This window comes from Pseudorhodoferax sp. Leaf265 (genome assembly GCF_001422365.1).
Classification (GTDB): Bacteria; Pseudomonadota; Gammaproteobacteria; order Burkholderiales; family Burkholderiaceae_C; genus Pseudorhodoferax.
This window is the reverse complement of the sequence record NZ_LMMT01000023.1, coordinates 372,827-391,342: the sequence shown is the minus strand read 5'-3', so window position 1 is coordinate 391,342 and position 18,516 is coordinate 372,827. Positions and strand designations below refer to the sequence as shown.

Genomic DNA, 18,516 nt, shown 5'->3' with positions numbered 1-18,516 from the left:
GCATGACGGAGTCCTCCTATTCCCCGGCGGCCCCGGGCGGCAACGGCTTGCTCTGGGTGCTGCTCGCAGCGGCCGCCGTGCTCGCCGTCTGGCAGCCGCGCGCACCGCTGGCCACGCTGCAGCTCGTGGACTGGCAGACCATCGGTGCACTGGCCGGCCTGTTGGCCATTACCCAGGCGGTGGAGCGCAGCGGCATGCTGCAGGCCACGGCCGAGCGCCTGCTGGCCCGCGTGTCCACGCTGCGTGGCCTGGCGCTGCTGCTGACGGCCGCTGCGGCCTCGCTCTCGGCCCTAGTTACCAACGACGTGAGCCTGTTCCTGCTGGTGCCGCTCACGCGCGTGCTGGCCACGCAGGCCCACCTGCCGCTGGCCCGGTTGGTGGTACTGCAGGCGCTGGCCGTCAACGCGGGTTCCGCTCTCACGCCCATCGGCAATCCGCAGAACCTGTATCTCTGGCACCGGTCCGGAGAGAGCTTTGTCGGCTTCATGGGCATGATGGCGCCCACGGTGGGCGTCATGCTGTTCTGGTTGTTCGCGGCGGTCTGGATCCTGGTACCGCGCACGCCCATCGCGCTCAGGCCCGTCGGCGAGGCCGCTGCCCTGCAGCCGCGCCTGCTGGCGGTGGCAGCGGCGCTGTTCGTGGCCTTCGTGGTCGCGCTCGACCGCCACTGGCTGCTGGCCGGCCTGGGCCTGGTGTTCGGCGTGTTCGCGCTGGCCGCGCCGCGCGTGCTGCGCGGCATCGACTGGGCCCTGCTGCTCACGATCGCGCTGATGTTCGTGGTGCTGCGCCAGGTGGCCGAACTGCCGGCCGTGGCCGCACTGCTGCAGCAGTGGCCGATCGCCGAAGGCTGGCGCGCCTATCTGGCGGCCATCCTGGCCTCGCAGCTCATCAGCAACGTGCCGGCCACCATCCTGCTGGACGGCACCGTGCGCGACCTGCCGGCGCTGGCGGCCGGCGTCAGCGTGGGCGGCTTCGGCTGCGTGCTGGGCTCGCTGGCCAACCTGATCGCGCTGCGGCTAGCGCGGCTGCCGGACGGGCTTGCGGCCTTCCACCGCATCAGCATCCCCTTCCTGCTGGCCTGCGCGGCATCGGCTGCACTGCTGCGCCTGGGCTGAGAAGCTGTGAACGCCCCTCTCTCGCCCAAGCGAGGCGTCCGATGAGCGTACGTGCCCGTGGTGATCGCAGCGCCAGCGGCCTCGCCCCTCGGGCCGGGGCATGGCAAGCCACATCCGGGCGTTGCAGGCTTTGCCCTGGCACCAGCCAGGGCGGCGGCCTGCGCCTGCGCCTACGCCTGCGGCCCGCCGCACCCCGTCGTGGGCGCGATCGGTTCATTCACACCCTCCGAGCCGGCGCCGCACGGGCACCTGCGCGCCGCGACGACGACGCGATCACGTTGACGCGCCGCCCGGCCGACCTTCTAAGCCCCCGGCGCCGCACCCACGGTGAACGCCAAGGCCAGTCCGTTCATGCAGTAGCGCAGTCCGGTCGGCTTGGGCCCGTCGTCGAACACATGGCCCAGGTGGCCGCCACAGCGCGCGCACAACGTTTCGTCGCGCACCATGCCCCAGCTGCGGTCGCTTTTCTTGTCCACCGCATCGGGCAGGGCCTGCCAGAAGCTGGGCCAGCCCGTGCCGCTGTCGAACTTGGTGTTCGATGAGAACAGCGGCTGCTGGCAGCCCGCGCACGCGAAGGTGCCGGCACGCTTCTCGTGGTTGAGCGGGCTGGAGAAGGGCCGCTCGGTACCGGCCTGCCGCAGCACCTGGTACTGCTGCGGCGTGAGCTGGGCCTTCCATTGCGCGTCGGTGCGGTTCACGGCGTAGGCCTTGGCGGCGCGCGCGGTGGGCAGCAGGGCCCAGCCGGGGCCGGCCAGCAGCGCGCCGGCACCCAGCGCGCGGAACAGTTGCCTGCGGACGATGGGCATGGCGGATCTCCGGTTCATGCGCCAGCGCCGACCAGCACCGGCTTGTCGCGGTACAGCGCGGGAAACACGCGCTGCAGGTTGCTGCGCTTGGGCAGGTCGTGCAGGGCGATGTAGGGCTGGTTGGGGTGCAGCGTCATGTAGTCCTGGTGGTAGGCCTCGGCCGTGTAGAAGGGCTTGTCCGTCTCGATGGTGGTGGCGATGGGCGCGCCGAAGCTGCGGGCCGCGTCGAGCTGGGCGATGTAGGCCTTGGCGATGCGGGCCTGCTCGGCGTTCTGCGCGAACACGGTGGAGCGGTACTGCGTGCCGAAGTCCGGGCCCTGGCGGTTCAGCTGGGTCGGGTCGTGCACCACCGAGAAGTAGATCTGCAGGAGCTGGCCGAAGCCGATCTGCCGCGGGTCGTAGGTGATGCGCACGGCCTCGGCGTGGCCGGTGCGGCCCGAGCCGATGGCCCCGTAGTTGGCCGTGCGCGCGTCGCCACCGGCGTAGCCGGAGACCGCGCTGGTGACGCCCTTGACGTGCTGGAACACGCCCTGCACACCCCAGAAGCAGCCGCCGGCCAGCACAGCCGTCTCGGTGCTGGCGGTGGGCGCTGCGCCGGTGTCCGCAGGCGGGGGGATGGTGACCGCGCTCTCGGCGGCCAGTGCGGGCAGGGCCTTGTAGGCCAGCACGCCGCCGCCCAGCAGCAGCGCCATGGCCGTGAGCGCGCCCCGGCGCGGCAGGGAGGGGGCCCGGGGTGGGGCAGATGTCTTCATGCGGTCCTCGTCGATGGGTCGGTCTTGGAAATGGCGGCGCACCATGGTGCGCCAGCCCGGGGCAGCGGCACAAGCCTCAGGGCTTCATCGCATCCTTCTTCATGCCGTCCTTGGCCATGCCGTCTTTCGCCATGCCATCCTTGGCCATGCCGTCCTTCTTCATGCCGTCCTTGGCCATGGAATCCTTCTTCATGCCGTCCTTGGCCATGCTGTCCTTGGCCATGCCGTCCTTCTTCATCTCGTCGGCGGCCATGGCCGAGACGGAACCGATGGCCAGGAAGGCGGCGAGCACGGTGGTGGTGAGCTTGTTCATTGCAGAGTCCTTTGGGGTCGTTGGGTTGGATTGCGCCGGTTCGCCATGAACGCGGCCTGACGTTTCGCAAGCACCGAGGGCGAGCCCTCAGCTGCCTCCGAACCAGTTGTAGCCCTGGTCTTCCCAGTAGCCGCCAGGATTCGCGTTGGTCACGAAGATCGCCTGGATGTGTTTGGGGTTCTTGTAGCCCAGCTTGGTGGGCATGCGCAGCTTCATCGGAAAGCCGTACTTCGGCGGCAGAGGCGCGCCGTCCCAGCTCAGCGCCAGCAGCGTCTGCGGGTGCAGCGCGGTCGGCATGTCGATGCTGGTGAAGTAGTCGTCGGCGCACTGGAAGCCGATGTACTTGGCGCTGGTGTCGGCGCCCACGCGGGCCAGGAAGTCGGAGAAGCGCACGCCGCCCCACTTGCCGATGGCGCTCCAGCCCTCCACGCAGATGTGCCGCGTGACCTGGTCGGTCTGCTGCATGGCACGCAGCTCGGGCAGCGTCCACTGGCGCTTGTCGGCCACCAGGCCCGTGACTTCGAGCCGCCAGGTGGCTTCGTCCACCAGCCGGATCTCGTCTTCGCCGTAGTAGGCGTTGAACGGAAAGGGCCGCGTGATCATCGACTCCGGGTATGTCGGCGCCAACTGGTTCGGGTCGAAGATCCAGCCCTGTAGTTTGTCGTTGAATTGCGAGATGCGGCCGAGCGCAGCCTCCACGCCGGCGTTGTCGCTGATGCTGCAGCCGGTCAGCATCGACAAGCCGCCCAGCGTCAGCGTGCGCTGCAGGAAGGCACGGCGTGCCGGCTGTTCGATGCGCCGGCCGATCAGGCGGCGGGCTTCGGCCAAGGCGGCTTCGGCGTCGATGCCGGGCAGGGCGGGGCGGCGGAAGATCTTCATGCGGACTCCTTGGCGGGGGAACGGCTGCCCAGCATGGCCAGCAGCGTGCGCGGCACCAGCGCCACCATCACGAGGTGCACGGCGACGAAGCCGACCAGGGCCGCCATGGCGACGAAGTGGATGCGGCGGGCGAATTCGTAGCCGCCCAGCAGTTCGCGCAGCAGGCCGAACTGCACCGACTTCCAGAGCACCAGGCCCGACAGCACCAGCAGCACGGTGTCCAGCAGCACGAACAGGTAGGCCGCGCGCTGCACGCTGTTGTAGTGGCGGGGATCGGCATGGGCCAGCGCGCCGCGCAGCGCGGCCTTGAGGTCACGCCAGATGCCGGCCGGCGTGAGCGGCAGGAACTTGCGTGCGAAGCGGCCGGTGGCCAGGTTCAGGCCCAGGTACACCAGGCCGTTGGCGGCCAGCAACCACATGGCCGCGAAGTGCCATTGCAGTGCGCCGCCCAGCCAGCCGCCCAGCGTCAGCGCCTTGGGAAACTCCAACGGGAAGAAGGGCGCGGCGTTGTAGATGCGCCAGCCGCTGGCCACCAGCACCAGCACGGCCAGCGCGTTGAGCCAGTGGCAGGCGCGCAGCCAGCCGGGGTGGACCGGTCCGTCGTTGGGGTGCAGGTGTTTCGGCATGGGGCGCAGTGTGGGCGCCACCCGCTGGCCGTTTCATCACGGATTCTTCAATTAATCGTGACAACTCGCCACGCCGCTTGCGCCCACAATCCAGGCCCCATGGACACCCCCAAGCGCGTACTGATCGTCGAGGACGATGCCCACATCGCCGAGCTGATGCGCATGCACCTGGCCGACGAGGGCTATGCCGTCACGCACGCGGCCGACGGCCACGCCGGCCTGCGCGCGCTGCAGGCCGGGCGCTGGGACGCGCTGGTGCTGGACCTCATGCTGCCCGGCGTGGACGGGCTGGAGATCTGCCGCGCCGCGCGCGCCGAGCACGGCGTGGGCCGCTACACGCCCATCATCATCACCAGCGCGCGCTCCAGCGAGGTGCACCGCATCCTGGGCCTGGAGCTGGGGGCCGACGACTACCTCGCCAAGCCCTTCTCGGTGCTGGAACTGGTGGCGCGCGTGCGTGCGCTGCTGCGGCGCAGCGAGGCCATGGCGCGCAGCGCGCGCGTGGAATCCGGCCGGCTGGAGGTCGGCGCCGTGGGCCTGGACCCGGTCACGCGCGAGGTGCAGGTGGACGGCAAGCCCATCGAGCTGACGCCGCGCGAGTTCGACCTGCTGCACTTCTTCGCGCGCCACCCGGGCCGCGTGTTCTCGCGGCTGGAGCTGCTCAACAAGGTCTGGGGCTACCAGCACGACGGCTACGAGCACACCGTCAACACCCACATCAACCGGCTGCGCACCAAGATCGAGGCCGACCCGGCACAGCCGCGCCGCATCCTCACGGTCTGGGGCCGGGGCTACCGGCTGGTGGCCGGCGATGCCGAGGCCGCCGCGGAGCCAGGCGCATGAGGACGCTGTCGCGCCGCCTGTCGCTGGTGTTCGCCGTGCTGCTGCTGGCCTGCTCGGGCGTGTCGGCCTGGCTGCAGATGGCCAGCACCGAGCGGCAGGAGCGCGAGGTCACGCAGCGCCTGTCGCTGGGCCTGGCCGCGCACATCGCCGGCCATGCCGAGCTGATGCGGCCCGACGGGCTGGACGCCGCGGCCGTGCGCCGGCTGTTCGACATGCTGATGGCCGTGAACCCCAGCGTGGAGGTCTACCTGCTCGACGCCGATGGCCGCATCGTGGGCCAGGCCGCGCCGCCCGGCCACCTGAAGGCCGAGCGCGTCGACCTGGCTCCCGTGCGCCGCCTGCTGGACGGCGCCGCGCTGCCGGTGCTGGGCGAGGACCCGCGCAGCCCGGGTGCCGCCAAGGTCTTCAGCGCCGCGCCGCTGCAGGTGGACGGGCGCGCGGCCGGCTATGTCTACGTGGTGCTGTCGGGCGAGGACCGCGACGCCATCAGCGCCCACCTGGCGGCCGGCTCGGCGCTGCGCACCACGCTGTGGGCCATTGCGCTGGTGGCGCTGCTGGGCCTCGTGGCCGGGCTGGTGGCGTTCCACTTCATCACGCGGCCGCTGCGCCGGCTCACCGCCGCCGTGCAGGAGGCCGAGCATGGCGGGGCCGACGCGCTGGGCCACACCCCGGCGCTGGAGGCGGTGGCCGCCCGCCACGACGAGATCGGCGCGCTGGGCCAGGCCTTCGCGCGCATGGCGCAGCGCGTGCACGCGCAGTGGAAGGCCCTGTCGGCCCAGGACCAGCAGCGCCGCGAGCTGTTCGCCAACATCTCGCACGACCTGCGCACGCCGCTGACCTCGCTGCACGGCTACCTGGAGACGCTGCGCATGAAGGCCGACCTGCTGGACGACGAGGAACGCCGCCGCTACCTGGACATCGCGCTGGGCCAGAGCCGCAAGGTCGGCCGGCTGGCGCAGGAGCTGTTCGAGCTCGCGCGGCTGGAGTACGGTGTGGTGCAGCCCGAGAAGGAGCGCTTCGCGCTGGCCGACCTGGTGCAGGACGTGTTCCAGAAGTTCGAACTGGCGGCCGAGGCGCGCCGCCAGCGGTTGGTCGCCGACATCGCGCCTGGCCTGCCGGTGGTGCACGCCGACCTGGGCATGATCGAACGCGTACTGACCAACCTGCTGGACAACGCCATCCGCCACACGCCCCAGGGCGGCGAGATCGCGGTGCGGCTACTGCACGGCGTTGCCGGCGTGCAGGTGGAGGTGGCCGACACCGGGCCCGGCATCCCGCGCGAGTTGCAAAGCGTGCTGTTCACGCGGCCGGCCTTCGCCAGCAGTGGCGAGCGCGGCGGCGGGCTCGGCCTCATGATCGTGCGGCGCATCCTGCTGCTGCACGGCAGCGACATCCGGCTGGAGCCGCGGGCCGGAGCCGGGGCGGTGTTCCGGTTCGCGCTGGAGTAGGGCGTGGCCGCGCCCGGCTCACCGCGCCGGCGGGCGTTGGGCGGTCCACTGACGCAGGGCGCCCAGCACTTTCTCCACATGCTTGTCCGAATTGAGGCTGGTGTACTGGTAGGCGACCTTGCCATCCGGCGTGATCAGGTAGGAGACGCGGTTGGCGTACTCGGGCCTGAGCGTCAGCACCGCGTCGTAGGACTTCATGATGGACTGGTCCGGGTCGGCCGCGACCGCGAACTTGCCGCGGCAGGCCGAGACCGAGAAGCGCTTCTGGACGTCGATCTCGTCGCGCGAGACGCCGATCACGCTGGCACCCAGGGCCTTGAACTCGGGGATGGCCTCGGCGAAGTTGTGCGCCTCGATGGAGCAGCCCTCGGAGAACGCCATCGGAAAGAAATACAGCACCACCGGCCCCTTGGCCAGCTCCTGGTGCAGCGCGTACTGAAACACCTGGCCGGCCAGGGCGGCCTGTGCGGTGAAGTCGGGCGCCTTCTCGCCCAGGTCGAGCGCGGCGAAGGCCGTGGAGGCGGAGCAGGCCAGGGCCAGGCAGAGGGCGGAGCGCATGGGCGGTTTCCTTCGGCAAGTGCGGCGTGGGCGCGACAGGCGGTGGGCTCGGCGAGCCCGCGGCGCCCAGGCCGCGGCATGATACGGCGCCGGGCCAGGCCCCGCACGCCACGTGGGCGTGCGGCTGCGCCTGGCTTGCCCCGCAACAGGTCCGTGCTCCCATGAATGCAAGCTCTCCGTCCTGGCGCCTCGTCCTGCTCTGGCTGTGCGCCGCCTGGCTCGCCGGCTGCACCGCGCTGCCCGTGAAGCGGCCCGACGACGCGCCGGTCAGCCAGGCCATCGACGCCAGCGCCGACACCGCGCTGGGCCGCATCGCGCTGCGCTCGATTCCCTCGCCCGAGCTGTCGGGTTTCCGGCTGCTGCCGCTGGGCAGCTACTCGCTGGATGCGCGGCTGACGCTGGCCGAGCGCGCGCAGAAGACGCTGGACGTGCAGTACTACCACATCCGCAACGACGAGACCGGCCGCCTGCTCATGCGCGCGCTGCGCGACGCCGCCGCGCGCGGCGTGCGCGTGCGGCTGCTGCTGGACGACTGGTACACCTCGGGCGAGGACGACCTGCTGCTCGCGCTGGCCAGCCATCCCAATGTGGAGCTGCGGCTGTTCAACCCGTTCTGCTGCCTGCGCGGGGCCGGGCAGCTCACGCGCTTCGTGCTTTCGTTCGACTGGAACCGCGTCAACCACCGCATGCACAACAAGCTCATGGTGGCCGACGGCGCGATGGCCGTCATCGGCGGGCGCAACGTGGCCAACGAGTACTACCTGCGCGGCGCGCTGGACAACTTCATCGACCTGGACGCCTTCGTGGTCGGCGCGGTCGTGGCCGACCTGTCCAAGATCTTCGACGGCTACTGGAACAGCGAGCCGGTCTACCCGCTGCAGATGGTGGCCGCCAGCCCGCATTCGCCCGAGGCGCAGCGCAGCATGTTCGAGATCGCCACCAATGCCGCGATGACGCAGCTGCCTGCCGCGCTGCCGCCCAACGACGTGCTGGGCTACGGCCCGATCCGCGAAGACCTGGACGCCGGCCAGGTCGGCCTGATCTGGGGCACGGCCATCGCGCTGGCCGACACGCCCAACAAGGTCATGGAGGCCAAGGGCATGCTGCTCATGAACAGCGTGACCTACAACGTGCTGGACGCCATGCGCATGGCGCAGGACGAGGTGATCGTGTCCTCGCCCTACCTGGTGCCGGGCAAGCCGGGCATGGTCTGGCTGCGCGAGATGGCGGCGCGCAAGCTCAAGCTGCAGATCCTGACGAATTCGCTGGCCTCCACCGACGAGCCCGCGGTGCACATCGGCTACAGCCAGTACCGGCCCGAGATGCTGCGCCTGGGCATCGACCTGTACGAGCTGAGCTCCAGCCGCGTGATGAAGAACAAGCGCCAGTCCATGCTGTTCGGCAGCTCGCAGGCGCGGCTGCATGCCAAGCTCGTGGTGATCGACCGCAAGACCCTGTTCATCGGCTCCATGAACCTGGACCCGCGCTCGGCCCGCATCAACACCGAGATGGGCGTGATCGTGCAGAGCCCGCAGCTGGCGCGCGAGCTGCTGCGCGTGATCGACATCGACAAGCTGCAAAGCGCCTACCGCGTGCGCCTGGCGGCCAATGGCAGCTGCTGCGAGTGGCTGACGGTGGACGACGATCTGGAGGGCGAGATGGTGCTCACGACCGAGCCCGATTCCAGCTTCTCGATGCGCCTGAAGACCTGGTTGCTGGCGCCTTTCGTGCCGGAACAGCTGCTGTAGCCACCCTGCCTGCCCCGGAGCCCCTGTGGACCTGCGCGACCTCCAGTATTTCGAAGTCATGGCCGAGCTCGAGCACATGGGCCGCGCGGCCGAGCGCCTGCACCGCACCCAGCCCGCCTTGAGCAGCTGCGTGCGCCGGCTGGAAGAGGCCTGCGGCGCCGCGCTGTTCGAGAAGACCGGCCGCGGCATCAGGCTCACGGCCGCCGGCCACGCGCTCAGGCGCTGGGCCCAGCGCACGCGGCTGGACGTGGAGAGCGCGCGGCGCGAGATCGGCGACATCGGCCGCGGCCTGGTCGGCCATGTCAAGCTGGGCATCGTGCCCACGGCCGCGCAGTTCCTGCTGCCGCCCGTGGCGCGCGACCTGATCGCCGAGGCACCCGAGGTGACGCTGCGCACCCAGGTGGCGCTGGTCGATGCGCTCACGCCGCTGCTGCGCGCGGGTGACATCGACCTCATGGTGGGCACGGAGGGGGCCAGGGAATCGGGCTTCGCCTCGCAGCTGCTGGCCGAGGACACCATCGTGGTGGCCGCGCACGCTGGCCATCCGGTGTTCGACAAGGCCCGGCCCATGCTCAAGGACCTCGCGCAATGGCGCTGGGTGCTGCAGACGCCAGGCGCTCCCACGCGCGACTGGCTGGACCAGACCTTCGACCGCCACAACCTGCCGCGCCCCGTGGTGCAGGTGGAGTCCACCATGCTGCTGATGCTGCCCACGCTGATCGGCGAGACCGGGCTCCTGAGCTTCATCTCGCGCCTGCACCTGCAGGCGGGCCGCTCGGGCGCCGGGCTGCGCGAGGTCGAACTGCCGGCCTTGACCATGCGCCGACGGCTGGTGGCGACCTGGCGCGACAGCGGCTATGTCTCGCCTGCCACGCAGCGGCTCATCGCCTTGCTCGCGCGCCATGCAGGGGGCGACAGCCTGGCCTGAATACCCAAAGCCGCATTGATCGGTTTCAAGAAAGATTCGATTGGACCGATAGGAGTCGCGGGCCAATACTTGCCGCCATCGAACGCCGACCGCAGCGGTTGCGCCACGGCAGTTCGGCCATTGGAGACAAGCCCATGCCCGCCATCCGCCGCCCCGGTGCCAAGCGCCGCCTCGTCCTGATCGCCTCGGCGGTCACTGCCCTCGGCAGCAGCCTCGCCAGCAACCCAGCCGCGGCCCAGGCCGCCTGGCCCGCGCGCCCGATCCGCCTCATCGTGCCGTTCCCGGCCGGTGGCGGCACCGACCTGATCGCGCGGGAGGTGGCCAACAAGGTGGCGACCAGCAGCGGCTGGTCCATCATCATCGACAACAAGCCCGGCTCGGGCGGCAACCTGGGTGTGGACGCCGCCGCCAAGGCGCCCGCCGACGGCTACACGCTGGTGCTGGGCCAGACCAGCAACCTGGCCATCAACCCCACGCTGTACCCCAAGCTGCCCTACAAGCCCGAGAAGGACCTGGACGCCATCGGCCTCGTGGCCCAGGCCCCGCTGGTCGTGGTGGTGGCCGCCGACTCGCCCTACAAGACGCTGGCCGACGTGGTCGCCGCCGCCAAGGCCAAGCCCGATGCGCTGAACTACGCCAGCTCGGGCAACGGCACCGTGGCCCACCTGGCCGCCGAGCAGCTGCAAAAGGCCGCGGGCGTGAAGTTCACGCACGTGCCCTACAAGGGCGCGGCCCAGGGTTCGACCGACCTGATCGGCGGCCAGATCCAGATGTACGTCTCGTCCGTGCCCACGCTGATCGGCTACATCAAGAACGGCAAGATGCGCGCGCTGGCGGTCACTTCCGCCCAGCGCACCGACGACCTGCCGAACGTGCCCACCGTGGCCGAGTCGGGCTACAAGGGCTTCGAGGCCGTCACCTGGTTCGGCGTGGCCGGCCCCGACGGCCTGCCCAAGGACGTGATCGCCAAGCTCAACACCGCCTTCAACCAGGCGCTGCAGGATCCCGAGGTCAAGGCCAAGCTGGCAGCGCAGGGCGCCGACGTGCGTTCCGGCACGCCGGAGCAGTTCGCCGCCCTGGTCCGCAGCGAGATGGTGCGCTGGGGCAAGGTCGTGCAGGAATCCGGCGCCAAGGTCGACTGAGCCCGGCACCCATCCGCCAGAGCGCGAGATGCCGAACCAACACGAAGAGACGGTGGTCGCACCGTTCTCGGCGGGGCTGGGCCGTGCCCGCGTGCCCGTGCCGCCGCAAGCCTGCGACTGCCATGTGCACGTCTACGACAGCCGCTTTGCGGCCGTGCCCGGCGCGCGGCTGACGCCGCCCGACGCCAGCGTGGCCGACTACCGCGCGCTGCAGCGCCGCACCGGCACCGGGCGCGTGGTGTTCGTCACGCCATCGACCTACGGCACCGACAACCGGCCGCTGCTGCAGGCGCTGGCCGCGTTCGGCGAACAGGCCCGCGGCGTGGCGGTGGTCGATGCGCACGCCGACGCGTCCTCGCTGCAGGCCCTGCACGCGGCCGGCGTGCGCGGCGCGCGGCTGAACCTGTCGCTGGGCGTCACGCACGACGCCGCGCAGACCGAGGCCCTGGCCGCGCGCATCGCGCCGCTGGGCTGGCACCTGCAGCTGCTGGCGCCGCCCGACCTGCTGGCCGCATTGGGCGAACGCCTGCTGCGTCTGCCCGTGCCGCTGGTGCTGGACCACTTCGGCCGCATCGCCCCAAAGCTGGCCGGCCAGCACCCCGCGCATGCGCTGGTGCTGCGCCTGCTGGCGCAGGGCACGACCTGGCTCAAGCTGTCCGGCGGCTACATCGTGAGCCCCACGGGCCGGGCCGAGGACGCCGGTGTCGCCGCACTGGCGCGCGGCTACCTGCGTGCCGCGCCCGAACGCATGGTCTGGGGCAGCGACTGGCCCCACGCCTCGGCCTCGGCCGGCCACCAGCCCATGCCCGACGACGCGCAGCAGATCGAGTTGCTGGCGCAATGGACCGACGACCCCGCGCTGCTGCGCCGCGTGCTGGTCGACAACCCCGCCGAGCTGTATGGCTTCGGCAGCTCTGCACAAGGAACCCCATGAACGAGACAACCCGCATCCGCCGCCGCCTGCTCGGCGCCCTCGCCACGCCGCTGCTGGCCGCCGCCTGGCCGGCCCTGGCCCAGGGCGACTGGCCCGCCGGCAAGACCATCACCTGGGTCGTGCCCTATCCGGCCGGCGGCAGCACCGACATCCTGGGCCGCGCCATCGCCGTGCGGCTGGGGCCGGCGCTGGGCGCCACGGTGATCGTGGACAACAAGGCCGGCGCCACCGGCACCATCGGCTCGGCCTTCGTGGCGCGGGCCCCGGCAGACGGTCTCACGCTGCTGGGCACCTCGATCGGGCCGCAGGCCATCGTGCCGCACCTGATGCCGCGCATGCCCTACGACGCGGCCAAGGCCTTCGCGCCCGTCACCCTGGTCGGCACCATCCCCCACCTGCTGGTGACGGCGGCCAGCCGGCCCTGGAACAGCGTGGCCGAGCTGCTGGCCCAGGCCAAGGCCAGGCCGGGCCAGCTGTCCTTCGCCTCGGGCGGCAACGGCACCATCCTGCAGATGCAGGGCGAGCTGCTGCGCCTGCAGGCCGGCGTGCAGATGACGCACGTGCCCTACAAGGGCGACACGCCGGCCGTGCAGGACGTGCTGGCCGGCCATGCCGACTGCATGTTCGCGCCGGTGGCTGCGGCCTTGCCGCATGTGCAGGGCGGCAAGCTCAAGGCGCTGGCCGTCACCTCGGCCGCGCGGCAGAAGGCCTTGCCCGAGGTGCCCACCATGGGCCAGGCCGGGTTCAAGGACTTCGTCGTCGAGCAGTGGCAGGCGGTCTACGCGCCGGCCGGCACGCCGGCCGCCGTGGTGCAGCGCCTGCACGGCGAGATCGTGCGCATCCTGAAGGACCCCGAAGTCCTGGCCATGGCCGACAAGCTCGGCGTGACGCTGGTGGGCAGCACGCCGCAGCAACTGGCCGACACGCAGAAGGCCGACCTCGCCACCTGGGGCAAGGTCATCCAGCAGGCCGGCATCAAGGCCGAATGATTTCCTCACCGCTCCATCCACCCGACCGAAAGACCACCATGTCCACTCCCGATATCGTCCGCAGCTTCGAACGCGTTCCCGCCGACCTCGTGCGCGAGGCCGCCCAGTACCAGCCCGCCATCTTTGCCGACGTGGCCGGCCGCCGCGGCGCCCTGCATGGCCGCATCAAGCCGCTGCACCCCCGCATGAAGCTGGCCGGCACGGCGCTGACCGTGGAAGTGCGCCCCGGCGACAACCTCATGATCCACGCCGCCATCGCGCTGGCGCAACCCGGCGACGTGCTGGTCGTGGACGGCAAGGGCGACCAGACCTCGGCACTGATGGGCACCATCATGATGAACGCCTGCCGCAAGCTGGGCATCGCCGGCGTGGTGCTGGACGGCGCCGCACGCGACAGCCTGGAGATCGACGAGATGGACTACCCGGTGTTCAGCGTCGGCACCAACCCCAACGGCCCGACCAAGAACGTGGGTGGGCGCATCGGCCACCCGGTGTCGGTCGGTGGCGTCACCGTCTACCCCGGTGACTTCGTGATCGGCGATGCCGACGGCGTGGTCGTGGTCGAACGCGAGAAGCTCGCCGGCCTGCTGCCGCTGGCGGCCAAGAAGGTCAAGGACGAGGCTGCGCGCATCGCGGCGATCCAGGGCGGCGACACCGCTGCCAAGTGGCTCACCGCCGCGCTGCGCACGGCCGGCGTGCTGAAGGAAGGGGAGACGCTGTGAGCGCGGTTCTGGTGACCGGCGCCGACCTGGCGCCTCAGGCGCTAGCCCTGCTCGCCGGACATGACGTGGTCTACGCCGGCAAGACGCCGACCGAGGAGGACCTGATCGCGCTGTGCCGTGCCCACGATCCCGTGGCCATCATCGTGCGCTACGGCAAGGTCGGCGCGGCCGTCATGGACGCGGCGCCTTCGCTGAAGGTCATCTCCAAGCACGGCAGCGGGACCGACACCATCGACAAGGTGGCGGCCAAGGCGCGCGGCATCGAAGTGGTGGCTGCTGTGGGTGCCAACGCGGCGGCGGTGGCCGAGCAGGCGCTGGCGCTGCTGCTGGCCTGCGCCAAGTCCATCGTGCCGCTCGATGCCCGCATGCACGCCGGCCACTGGGACAAGGCAACCCACAAGAGCCTGGAACTCGGCGGCCGCACGGTCGGCCTCGTGGGCCTGGGTGCCATCGGCCTGCGCTTTGCCCGCATGGCCGACGCGCTGGGCATGCGCGTGATCGGCTTCGACCCGTTCGCCAGGAACCTGCCGGCCTACGTGCAGAGCGTGGACCTGGCGACGATCTGGCGCGAGTCCGATGCCGTCTCGCTGCACTGCCCGCTGACGCAAGAGAACCGCAACCTGCTCAACGCCGACACGCTGGCCCAGTGCAAGCGCGGCGTGATCGTGGTCAACACCGCGCGCGGCGGCCTGGTCGACGAAGCCGCGCTGCTGGCGGCTGTGCGCTCGGGCCAGGTGGCCAGCGCGGGGCTGGACAGCTTCGCCGTCGAACCCATGGTCGCCGGCCACCCGTTCCAGGGCGAGAAGAACGTCCTCCTGAGCCCGCACATCGGCGGCGTGACCAGCGACGCCTACGTCAACATGGGTGTGGCCGCCGCGCAGAACCTGCTGGCCGTGCTGGCCCGACAACCGGAGGCCGCATGACGCCGAACGCCCACACCGCGGCGCGCCTGGTCGCAGGCGCTGCCTTGCTGGCCATCGCCGCCACGGCATCGGCCCAGTCCGCGCCCGCGGCCTGGCCGGCCAAGCCCGTGCGCATCGTCGTCGGCTTCTCGGCCGGCGGCCCGACCGACGTGGTGGCGCGCGCATTCGCCGACCACGCGGGGCGCCAGCTCGGCCAGCCCGTCATCGTCGACAACAAGCCCGGTGCCAACACCATCCTGGCAGCCGAGGCCGTGGCCAGCGCACCGGCCGACGGCTACACGCTGCTGCTGGGCGCGACCAACCACACCATGATCCCGGCGCTGTACAGCAGCCGCGTGAAGTTCGACGTGCTGAAGTCCTTCGCGCCGGTTTGCACGCTGGCGCTGAGCCCCACGGTGCTGGCGGTTGGCCCGGCCATGCCGGTCAAGACGCTGGCCGCCTTCCTCCAGCAGGTGAAGGCCGAACCGGGCAAGCGCACCTACGCCACGCCGGGCAGCGGCAGCTCGGGCCATTTCGCGAGCGCGCACTTCACGCAGCTCACGGGCACGCGCATGAACCACATCCCGTACAAGGGTGCGGCGCAGGCGGTGACCGACCTGATGGGGGGTCAGGTCGACAGCTCGTTCGCCACGCTGGGCTCGGTGCTGCCGCAGCTGCAGTCGGGCAAGCTCACGGCGCTGGCCGTGGCTGCGCCGCAGCGCTCGCCGCTGCTGCCGAATGTGCCGACCTTCGAGGAAGCCGGCGTCAAGGGCTACAGCGCCGACGCCTGGTATGGCCTGCTGGCCCCGGCCGGCACGCCGCCTGCGGTGCTGGCGACGCTGGAGCGCGTGGCGCAGGAGTTCGTGCGCGCCCCGGCCACGGTGGACAAGCTGCGCGGCCTCGGCATGGAGGCCCAGGGCAGCTGCGGCGCGCCGTTCACCGCGCAACTGCAGCGCGAAGTGCGGGACAACACCCAGCTGGCCCGCGACCTCGACCTCAAGGCCGAGTGAACGTCCGCGGCCCCAACACCATCGAATCCTCAGGAGACTCCCCATGAAGAAATTCGTCCAAGGCCTCGTCGCCGCCTGCGCCATCGTCGCCAGCGTGGCCGCCCACGCCCAGTTCGCCGACAAGACCGTCACCATCGTCGTGCCCTACGCACCCGGCGGCGCGGCCGACGCGCTGGCCCGCGTGCTGGCCCAGCGCCTCGGAACCAAGCTCGGCACCAGCGTGATCGTGGACAACCGCGCCGGCGCCAGCGGCACCATCGGCGAGAGCTACGTCGCCAAGGCCAAACCCGACGGCACCACGCTGCTGTACGACGCGACGCCGTATTCGATCAACCCGCACCTGTTTCCCAAGATGCCGTATGCGGCCGATGCGCTGCAGCCGCTGGCGCTGGTGGCGCTGGCGCCCAACGTGCTGATCGTCAAGGGCGATTCGCCGATCAAGGACGTCCGGGACCTCGTCGCGCGTGCCAAGGCCCAGCCCGGCAAGCTCAACTACGCCTCGGGCGGCAGCGGCACGGTGCAGCGCCTGGCCTCCGAGCTGCTGCGCCAGAAGCTCGGCCTGGACATGGTGCACGTGGGCTACAAGAGCGGCGGCCCGGCCATCGTCGACGTGACGGGCGGCCAGGTGGACTTCATGTTCGCCACCGTCGCCGCGGCCTCGCCGCTGGTCGAATCCGGCAAGCTGCGCGCGCTCGCGGTGTCCTCGCCCGAACGCAGCAAGCGCCTGCCGGGCGTGCCCACCGTGGCCGAGACCGTGCTGCCCGGCTACGAGGCCTACGAATGGCACGGCCTGCTGCTGCCCGCGGGCGTGCCGGCCGCCACGGTCGACGCGCTGCACAAGGCGCTCGTCGAGGTCATGGCCGAGGCCGAGGTCAAGCAGCGCTTCGTCGACATGGGCACGCAGCCCGTGGGCTCCACGCCGGCCGAGTTCGGCGCCTTCCTCAAGAAGGAAGACGCCAAGTGGGCCGAGGTGGTGCACAAGGGCGGCATCAAGCTGGATTGATCCGGTGGTTCCGCACTCGGCCGGTCGCAACCGGCCAGCCCGCGCCGTGCCGGCTGGCGCCTGCGACAGCCACATGCACATCTTCGACCCGCGCTTCGCGGCGTCGCCGCACTGGCAGCGCACGCCGCCGCGGGCCGAGGTGGCGGCCTACCGGCTGCTGCAGCAGCGCCTGGGCACTGCGCGGTGTGTGGTGGTCACGCCGTCCACCTACGGCACCGACAACGCCTGCACGCTGGATGCGCTGGCGCAGCTGGGGCCTGCCGCACGGGGCGTGGCCGTGGTCGGCGCCGACGTTGGCGACGCCGAACTCGACCGCCTGGCCGCCGGCGGCGTCTGCGGCCTGCGCCTGAACTTCGTCTCGCCGCAGTCCTGGGGCGCCACCACGCCGAACATGCTGGAGCAGCTGGCGCACAAGGCCGCGCGCCTGGGCTGGCACATCCAGCTGCTGGCCTGGCCCGCACAGATCGTCGAGATGCAGGCGCTGCTGGCGCGCCTGCCCGTGCCGCTGGCCATCGACCACCTGGGCCGCATCGACGCCGCCCAGGGCCAGGCCAGCCCCGCCTTCGGCGTGCTGCGCCGGCTGCTGGACGCGGGCAACACCTGGCTCAAGCTCTCGGGCGTCTACATGGCGTCGCGCACCGGCGCGCCGGACTACGGCGACACCCTCACGCTGGGCCAGGCCTTCGTGCGGGCCGCGCCCGAGCGCATGCTTTGGGGCAGCGACTGGCCGCACACCACCGAGCCCAGCGGCAGCGTCAACGACGCCGGCCTGCTGGACGTGCTGCGCGCCTGGTGCGGCTCCGATGCCGTGGCGGATGGCATCCTTGTCGCCAACCCCGCCCGGCTCTACGGTTTTCCTGGAGATTCCTGATGTTCCTGCTGCAAGCACCCCAGGTCCGCGACCTGGATGTCTTCACCACCATGCCCGCCGCGTTCCGCCGCGCCGAGCGCAGCGACTGGGCCGACGCCAACCGCGGCGGCACCATCACCGACTCCTTCCTCGAAGGCCCGGTGTTCGACGGTGCCGGCAACCTGTATGTGAGCGACATCCCCTGGGGCCGCGTGTTCCGCATCGACACGGCCGGCCAGTGGTCGCTGGTGGCCGCGTACGACGGCGAGCCCAACGGCCTCAAGTTCCTGGATGCGCGCACGCTGCTCGTCACCGACTACAAGAACGGCCTGATGCGGGTGGACGTGGCGACGGGCGAGGTCACGCCGCACCTGCAGCGCCGCAACTCCGAGCGCTTCAAGGGCGTCAACGACCTGGTGTTCGACGCGGCCGGCAACCTGTACTTCACGGACCAGGGCCAGACCGGCCTGCACGACCCGACCGGCAGGCTCTACCGGATGCGGCCCGACGGCCAGCTCGACCTGCTGCTGGCCAATGTGCCCAGCCCCAACGGCGTGGCGCTGTCGCCCGACGGCAAGCTGCTGTACCTGGCCGTCACGCGCGGCAACTGCGTCTGGCGCGTGCCGCTGCTGCCGGACGGCAGCGTGGCCAAGGTCAGCCAGTTCTTCACCTCCTACGGCCCCAGCGGGCCGGACGGCCTGGCGGTGGACGCGCAGGGCAGGGTGCTGGTGGCCAACCCGGGCCTGGGCCATGTCTGGGTGCTGAACGGCCGGGCCGAGCCGGTCGAGGTGCTGCGCGGGGTGGCCGGCAGCTCCACCACCAACCTGGCCTTCGGCGGGCCGGACCGGCGCACCCTGTACGTGACCGACTCCACGCACGGCCGGGTGTTGCGCGCCAACATGGAGATCCCGGGATTGCCGCTGGCACCGGGCCGGAGCGCGTAAGCTC

The 18,516-nt window shown here is 71.2% G+C and carries 20 protein-coding genes; 14 read left to right on the top strand and 6 right to left on the bottom strand.

Translation table 11 applies throughout. The features are described 5' to 3' along the window. Positions 1–2 precede the first annotated feature (2 nt). Positions 3–1,115: an SLC13 family permease gene (locus ASF45_RS20370; RefSeq protein ID WP_056666863.1), complete on the top strand. Its 1,113-nt coding sequence runs from the start codon at positions 3–5 to the stop codon at positions 1,113–1,115. 302 nt (positions 1,116–1,417) lie between these two features. Here ASF45_RS20370 and msrB read toward each other — a convergent pair whose 3' ends face one another. The 5 genes from msrB to ASF45_RS20345 all read right to left on the bottom strand — a co-directional run bounded on the left by msrB (position 1,418) and on the right by ASF45_RS20345 (position 4,491). Further along, on the bottom strand, positions 1,418–1,921 hold the full coding sequence (msrB, locus tag ASF45_RS20365) for a peptide-methionine (R)-S-oxide reductase MsrB (RefSeq protein ID WP_056666859.1): 504 nt from the start codon (positions 1,919–1,921) through the stop codon (positions 1,418–1,420). Positions 1,922–1,935: 14 nt separating this feature from the next. Beyond that, complete coding sequence (msrA, locus tag ASF45_RS20360; RefSeq protein ID WP_056667063.1) at positions 1,936–2,673, bottom strand: peptide-methionine (S)-S-oxide reductase MsrA; 738 nt, start codon at positions 2,671–2,673, stop codon at positions 1,936–1,938. 76 nt (positions 2,674–2,749) lie between these two features. Beyond that, a complete protein-coding gene (locus ASF45_RS20355; RefSeq protein ID WP_056666856.1) occupies positions 2,750–2,986 on the bottom strand; it encodes a pentapeptide MXKDX repeat protein in 237 nt (78 codons plus the stop codon). 87 nt (positions 2,987–3,073) lie between these two features. Beyond that, positions 3,074–3,865 carry a molybdopterin-dependent oxidoreductase gene (locus tag ASF45_RS20350; protein WP_056666853.1) on the bottom strand — a complete coding sequence of 264 codons (792 nt, stop codon included), beginning with the start codon at positions 3,863–3,865 and terminating at the stop codon, positions 3,074–3,076. Further along, the gene (locus ASF45_RS20345) at positions 3,862–4,491 is read right to left on the bottom strand and encodes a cytochrome b/b6 domain-containing protein (protein WP_056666850.1); all 630 of its coding nucleotides are present in this window, start codon (positions 4,489–4,491) and stop codon (positions 3,862–3,864) included. Before ASF45_RS20345 ends, ASF45_RS20350 begins: the two co-directional genes overlap by 4 nt. A 99-nt stretch (positions 4,492–4,590) precedes the next feature. Between ASF45_RS20345 and ASF45_RS20340 the strand changes: the two genes are divergently transcribed. After that, positions 4,591–5,334 (top strand): response regulator transcription factor, encoded by a 744-nt coding sequence (locus ASF45_RS20340; RefSeq protein WP_056666847.1) that lies wholly within the window; start codon positions 4,591–4,593, stop codon positions 5,332–5,334. Further along, positions 5,331–6,782 (top strand): HAMP domain-containing sensor histidine kinase, encoded by a 1,452-nt coding sequence (locus ASF45_RS20335; RefSeq protein WP_056666845.1) that lies wholly within the window; start codon positions 5,331–5,333, stop codon positions 6,780–6,782. Before ASF45_RS20340 ends, ASF45_RS20335 begins: the two co-directional genes overlap by 4 nt. A gap of 18 nt (positions 6,783–6,800) precedes the next feature. Here the strand turns inward: ASF45_RS20335 and ASF45_RS20330 are convergent, their stop codons facing one another. Further along, entirely contained in the window at positions 6,801–7,340 is a 540-nt protein-coding gene (locus ASF45_RS20330) for a peroxiredoxin (protein WP_056666841.1), read from the bottom strand. Between the two features lie 161 nt (positions 7,341–7,501). On the opposite strand from ASF45_RS20330, the gene ASF45_RS20325 reads away from it, so the two are divergent. The 11 genes from ASF45_RS20325 to ASF45_RS20275 all read left to right on the top strand — a co-directional run bounded on the left by ASF45_RS20325 (position 7,502) and on the right by ASF45_RS20275 (position 18,512). Continuing rightward, positions 7,502–9,088, top strand: a complete 1,587-nt coding sequence (locus ASF45_RS20325) for a phospholipase D family protein (protein WP_056666838.1) — start codon at positions 7,502–7,504, stop codon at positions 9,086–9,088. A 25-nt stretch (positions 9,089–9,113) separates the two neighbouring features. Continuing rightward, positions 9,114–10,016, top strand: coding sequence for a LysR family transcriptional regulator (locus ASF45_RS20320; RefSeq protein ID WP_056666837.1), 903 nt, complete (start codon positions 9,114–9,116; stop codon positions 10,014–10,016). A gap of 134 nt (positions 10,017–10,150) precedes the next feature. Further along, the gene (locus ASF45_RS20315; RefSeq protein WP_056666833.1) at positions 10,151–11,158 is read left to right on the top strand and encodes a tripartite tricarboxylate transporter substrate binding protein; all 1,008 of its coding nucleotides are present in this window, start codon (positions 10,151–10,153) and stop codon (positions 11,156–11,158) included. A 28-nt stretch (positions 11,159–11,186) separates the two neighbouring features. Further along, entirely contained in the window at positions 11,187–12,092 is a 906-nt protein-coding gene (locus ASF45_RS20310; RefSeq protein ID WP_056666830.1) for an amidohydrolase family protein, read from the top strand. Then, positions 12,089–13,081, top strand: a complete 993-nt coding sequence (locus ASF45_RS20305) for a tripartite tricarboxylate transporter substrate binding protein (protein WP_056666827.1) — start codon at positions 12,089–12,091, stop codon at positions 13,079–13,081. Before ASF45_RS20310 ends, ASF45_RS20305 begins: the two co-directional genes overlap by 4 nt. Before the next feature lie 38 nt (positions 13,082–13,119). Then, positions 13,120–13,803, top strand: a complete 684-nt coding sequence (locus tag ASF45_RS20300) for an RraA family protein (RefSeq protein ID WP_056666824.1) — start codon at positions 13,120–13,122, stop codon at positions 13,801–13,803. Then, the gene (locus ASF45_RS20295) at positions 13,800–14,726 is read left to right on the top strand and encodes an NAD(P)-dependent oxidoreductase (protein WP_056666821.1); all 927 of its coding nucleotides are present in this window, start codon (positions 13,800–13,802) and stop codon (positions 14,724–14,726) included. Before ASF45_RS20300 ends, ASF45_RS20295 begins: the two co-directional genes overlap by 4 nt. After that, the gene (locus ASF45_RS20290) at positions 14,723–15,715 is read left to right on the top strand and encodes a tripartite tricarboxylate transporter substrate binding protein (RefSeq protein WP_056666819.1); all 993 of its coding nucleotides are present in this window, start codon (positions 14,723–14,725) and stop codon (positions 15,713–15,715) included. The genes ASF45_RS20295 and ASF45_RS20290 overlap by 4 nt, the downstream gene beginning before the upstream one ends. A 43-nt stretch (positions 15,716–15,758) precedes the next feature. Continuing rightward, the gene (locus ASF45_RS20285) at positions 15,759–16,718 is read left to right on the top strand and encodes a tripartite tricarboxylate transporter substrate binding protein (RefSeq protein WP_056666817.1); all 960 of its coding nucleotides are present in this window, start codon (positions 15,759–15,761) and stop codon (positions 16,716–16,718) included. Continuing rightward, on the top strand, positions 16,714–17,589 hold the full coding sequence (locus tag ASF45_RS20280) for an amidohydrolase (protein WP_056666815.1): 876 nt from the start codon (positions 16,714–16,716) through the stop codon (positions 17,587–17,589). The genes ASF45_RS20285 and ASF45_RS20280 overlap by 5 nt, the downstream gene beginning before the upstream one ends. Next, positions 17,589–18,512 carry an SMP-30/gluconolactonase/LRE family protein gene (locus ASF45_RS20275; RefSeq protein ID WP_056666813.1) on the top strand — a complete coding sequence of 308 codons (924 nt, stop codon included), beginning with the start codon at positions 17,589–17,591 and terminating at the stop codon, positions 18,510–18,512. Before ASF45_RS20280 ends, ASF45_RS20275 begins: the two co-directional genes overlap by 1 nt. Positions 18,513–18,516: the final 4 nt, after the last annotated feature.